Source organism: Microcystis sp. M144S2, from assembly GCF_020246065.1.
Taxonomy (GTDB): domain Bacteria; phylum Cyanobacteriota; class Cyanobacteriia; order Cyanobacteriales; family Microcystaceae; genus Microcystis; species Microcystis ichthyoblabe_A.
Genome location: NZ_JADBTR010000133.1, coordinates 1 through 3965 on the forward strand (window position 1 = coordinate 1; position 3965 = coordinate 3965).

Annotated in this window: 3 protein-coding genes and 2 pseudogenes; 3 read left to right on the forward strand and 2 right to left on the reverse strand. The window is 44.7% G+C overall.

Features of this window, described 5'->3' with window-relative positions:
- Positions 1-116: pseudogene (locus IM462_RS15325) on the reverse strand (agmatinase); the annotation flags it as partial.
- 397 nt (positions 117-513) lie between these two features.
- On the opposite strand from IM462_RS15325, the gene IM462_RS15330 reads away from it, so the two are divergent.
- The 3 genes from IM462_RS15330 (at position 514) to IM462_RS15340 (ending at position 3311) form a co-directional block, all read left to right on the forward strand.
- A complete protein-coding gene (locus IM462_RS15330) occupies positions 514-2286 on the forward strand; it encodes a lipoxygenase family protein (RefSeq protein WP_287702545.1) in 1773 nt (590 codons plus the stop codon).
- Between the two features lie 451 nt (positions 2287-2737).
- Positions 2738-3001: a DUF433 domain-containing protein gene (locus IM462_RS15335; protein ID WP_287702547.1), complete on the forward strand. Its 264-nt coding sequence runs from the start codon at positions 2738-2740 to the stop codon at positions 2999-3001.
- Positions 2985-3311, forward strand: coding sequence for a DUF5615 family PIN-like protein (locus tag IM462_RS15340; protein ID WP_002757286.1), 327 nt, complete (start codon positions 2985-2987; stop codon positions 3309-3311). Before IM462_RS15335 ends, IM462_RS15340 begins: the two co-directional genes overlap by 17 nt.
- A gap of 32 nt (positions 3312-3343) precedes the next feature.
- Here IM462_RS15340 and speB read toward each other — a convergent pair.
- A pseudogene (gene speB / locus IM462_RS15345) lies at positions 3344-3958 on the reverse strand (agmatinase); the annotation flags it as partial.
- Between the last annotated feature and the right edge of the window lie 7 nt (positions 3959-3965).

A 3965-nucleotide genomic window follows, 5' to 3' on the forward strand; every position in this document is an offset into this window, starting at 1 on the left:
TAGGTGGTGGTGGCCTCGTAGGGAATCGGCAGGATCACGGCCTTAGCTGTGGCGTAAGATGCGATCGCTTCACTCCCTAAAAACTGTTCGCTACCGGTGGCGCAAGACAATAACATGGGCAAATCACAGAAAATTTTAGTCTAATCTTCTACTATAAATATTTTGACTATTTTTGTCTATCTCAACTGACCCCAGACATATCTACTACAATAGCCAAAACCCCTTATCTATCAATAGATACATCCCTTAACTTTTTTTGCTGTACCCATGTTTATTCAAGAATGTTTGTCAGAGTATCCTAATTTTGAACAATTTGTCTGGGATTTGGAAACCCGAGGAGTTTCTGATATTGATATTCCCGTTCTGATATTTGTTGCCAGATGAAAAAGAAAGCCAGATGTTGAGAATCAAAATGGGTGATAGCGAGAATCAATTATTAAAAAATGTTCAGAAATCAATGTAAGGAAGAAAAAACAAGGTACAATTACTTAAATTTTTTCAAACTTGATCAGAATGGTTAATACCCCTCCTCCCACTCCTTGTCTGCCCCAAAATGAACCAGATGCGAATCGGCGGGCTGATTCCCTCAATCTTCAACGCCAAGCCTATAGATACGACTATCAGTATCTCCCACCCTTAGTCCTCATGGAATCCGTGCCTGCAGCGGAAAACTTTTCCTTTCAGTACATTACTGAACGGTTGGCGGCAACTGCGGAACTACCGGCCAATATGCTGGCTGTCAAAGTCAAATCTTTTTTAGATCCCCTCGATGAGCTACAAGATTATGAGGACTTCTTTGCCATTATCCCCTTACCCAAAATCGCCAAAGTCTATCAAACCAATGATGCCTTTGCCGAACAACGTCTATCGGGAGCTAATCCCCTAGTATTACGTTTACTGAAGCCGGGGGATGCTCGCGCCCAAGTTCTCAATCAAATCCCTAGTTCTAAGACAGATTTCGAGCCATTGTTTCAGGTCAATCAAGAATTAGCAGCGGGAAACATTTATATTGCCGATTATACGGGTACGGACATTAATTATCTCGGTCCCTCTTTGATTCAAGGGGGAACCCATGCCAAAGGGCGAAAATATTTACCGAAACCCAGGGCCTTCTTTTGGTGGCGGAAAAGTGGCATCAGAGATCGGGGCAAATTAGTTCCGATCGCTATCCAATTTGGGGAAAATGCGGAAAAGCTTTATACTCCTTTTGAGAAAAACCCCCTTGCTTGGCTATTTGCTAAAATTTGTGTTCAGGTGGCCGATAGCAATCACCACGAGATGAATTCCCATCTCTGTCGAACTCATTTTGTCATGGAACCGATCGCGATCGGCACGGCCCGGCAACTGGCAGAAAATCATCCCCTCAGTCTTCTGCTTAAGCCACACCTAAGATTTATGTTAACGAACAACCATCTGGGACAAGAGAGACTGATCAACCCTGGTGGACCGGTGGATGAATTATTGGCCGGCACCTTGGGCGAGTCGATGGCACTGGTTAAGGATGCCTACGCAAACTGGAATCTTCGAGACTTTGCCTTTCCTAAAGAAATAAGTAACCGGGGTATGGACGATACGGAACGACTACCCCACTACCCTTACCGGGATGATGGGATGCTGGTTTGGCAGTCTATTAATCAGTTTGTTTCTGATTATCTCCATTATTTTTACCCAAACCCCCAAGACATCACTAACGATCAAGAATTGCAAGCATGGGCCGGAGAATTATCTAATTCTGCGGCAGATCAAGGGGGCAATGTGAAGGGAATGCCGGCCAATTTTACGGATGTAGAGGACTTAATTGAAGTCGTTACCACAATGATTTTTATCTGCGGGCCACTGCATTCGGCTGTTAACTATGGTCAGTATGATTACATGACTTTTGCCGCTAATATGCCCTTGTCCGCTTACTGTGATCTTCCAGAAGCGATTAAGGATACTACAGGATCAATAATTGGAGATGCCAGAGGATCAATTACCGAAAAAGACATTCTTCAGCTATTGCCTCCTTATAAAAAGGCTGCCGATCAGTTACAAAGTCTGTTCACTTTATCCGACTATCGATACGATCGATTGGGCTATTACGATAAAGCTTTTCGAGAACTCTATGGCCGGAAGTTTGAGGAGGTTTTTGCCGAGGGTGATCAGGCAACAATTACGGGCTTCCTTCGACAATTTCAGCAAAATCTCAATATGAACGAACAAGAGATTGATGCCAATAATCAAAAACGGATCGTACCCTATACCTATCTAAAACCTTCTCTAATACTCAATAGCATCAGCATTTAAGTCTAAGATAATATCTCTAAGCTTGGCTTTCAACTTTTGCTATTTTACCCTGAAAAAAATCCCCCGGTCTTAGGGGGGATTTTTATTAGCGATCGCCGATCTTGTAGGGTGCGTTCCCTAATGCAACTTCTACCGCTCCACCGATCGATTTTTGGGGAACGCACCATGCACATTGATTAAAGCTGTAAGTCTAGGCGTTGCAGAATCAAGGTATGATACTAAATCCGTTGAGTACAGGCTAGTTATGAGGAGAGGCAAAAGGCAAGAGGCAAAAGGCAAAGGGGAATAAATAATCAGTTTTTAATAACCAGATTTAGTATGAATGCCAACTGTGCATCGTATCCAAAAGTTAGTTTGGGTCTAGCGGCAAGATGTAGGCAGAGTAGTCAAGTGAAGTGTCCCATGCCTGAGCCTCACCTTGTATAGAGCCGACAAATGACTTTAGGATACAATGACTATAAAAGCTAGTAGCCAGTTGGATATATTTGTTATGGCATTAATATCCGGTGTTGTTCACAGTGATCCCGACATTCTAGGGGGAACCCCTGTTTTTGTAGGAACTCGTGTGCCGATGAGAACCCTACTTGATTATCTTGAGGCTGGTGATTCATTAGAGGTATTTCTAGACCATTTTCCCAGTGTCAGTCGAGAACAGGCGATCTCAGCCCTTGAATTAGCAAAGGAAATGTTGACAGCCTATGCGAATCCTGCTTGATGAATGCGCCCCACGCCCGTTAAAGCGTGAGCTTGCCGATTACGAGGTATGCACAGTTGTTGAGATGGGATGGTCAGGGAAAAAGAACGGTGAGTTGCTGAGGCTGATGAGTCAGGAGGGTTTCACGATTCTCCTCACTACAGATCAAAATTTGCGTTATCAGCAAAATTTACAGCAAACTGGAGTGGCAGTTATTGTTCTTGTAGCAACCAGCAACAAACTTTCTGACTTACTTCCCCTAATGCCAGATGCCTGTAGCGTATTAGATAAAGTCTCTCCAGGAGAAGTGATTGAAGTTGGAGGCTCCTGAAAGTTGTGTTGGCGAAAGCAGCATAACTCCGCATCCCTAGCGATATCTCGATCCCAAATCACGGGAATCTGCTGTTTAGCGATTAATTCGGCTTCTTCTCGACAAATAGCCCTAATTCCCACGGGTAAAGTCCGTAAACCCATTTCTAACACCCAACGCATCACACAGGCGTGGTTATGGTGCGATCCTTCGTACTCAAAACGCATATCGCCATGGGCATCAATTTGAACCACGGTAAAAGGTTCCGATTAAGCTTGCTGGTAATCTTGTACTACTCCCGTAGTGATAGCGTGTTCACCCCCGACGGCGACGACAAACTTATCATCGGCAATTAAACGAGAAACTGTAGCTGTGGTGACGGCTAACATCTCCTCGGCGGACAATTGCGGTTGTTGACGGGTATCTGCGATCGCCTCATGGGTATAGATGCCCACTTCTAAACAGGTTTCCCTCTTAAGTTCCTCGTCATAAGCTTCCAATTGTTGGGAAGCAGTAATCACCGCCGCCGGTCCAGTTTCACAACCCTTGCGATAGGTGGTGGTGGCCTCGTAGGGAATCGGCAGGATCACGGCCTTAGCTGTGGCGTAAGATGCGATCGCTTCACTCCCTAAAAACTGTTCGCTACCGGTGGCGCAAGACAATAACATGGGCAAA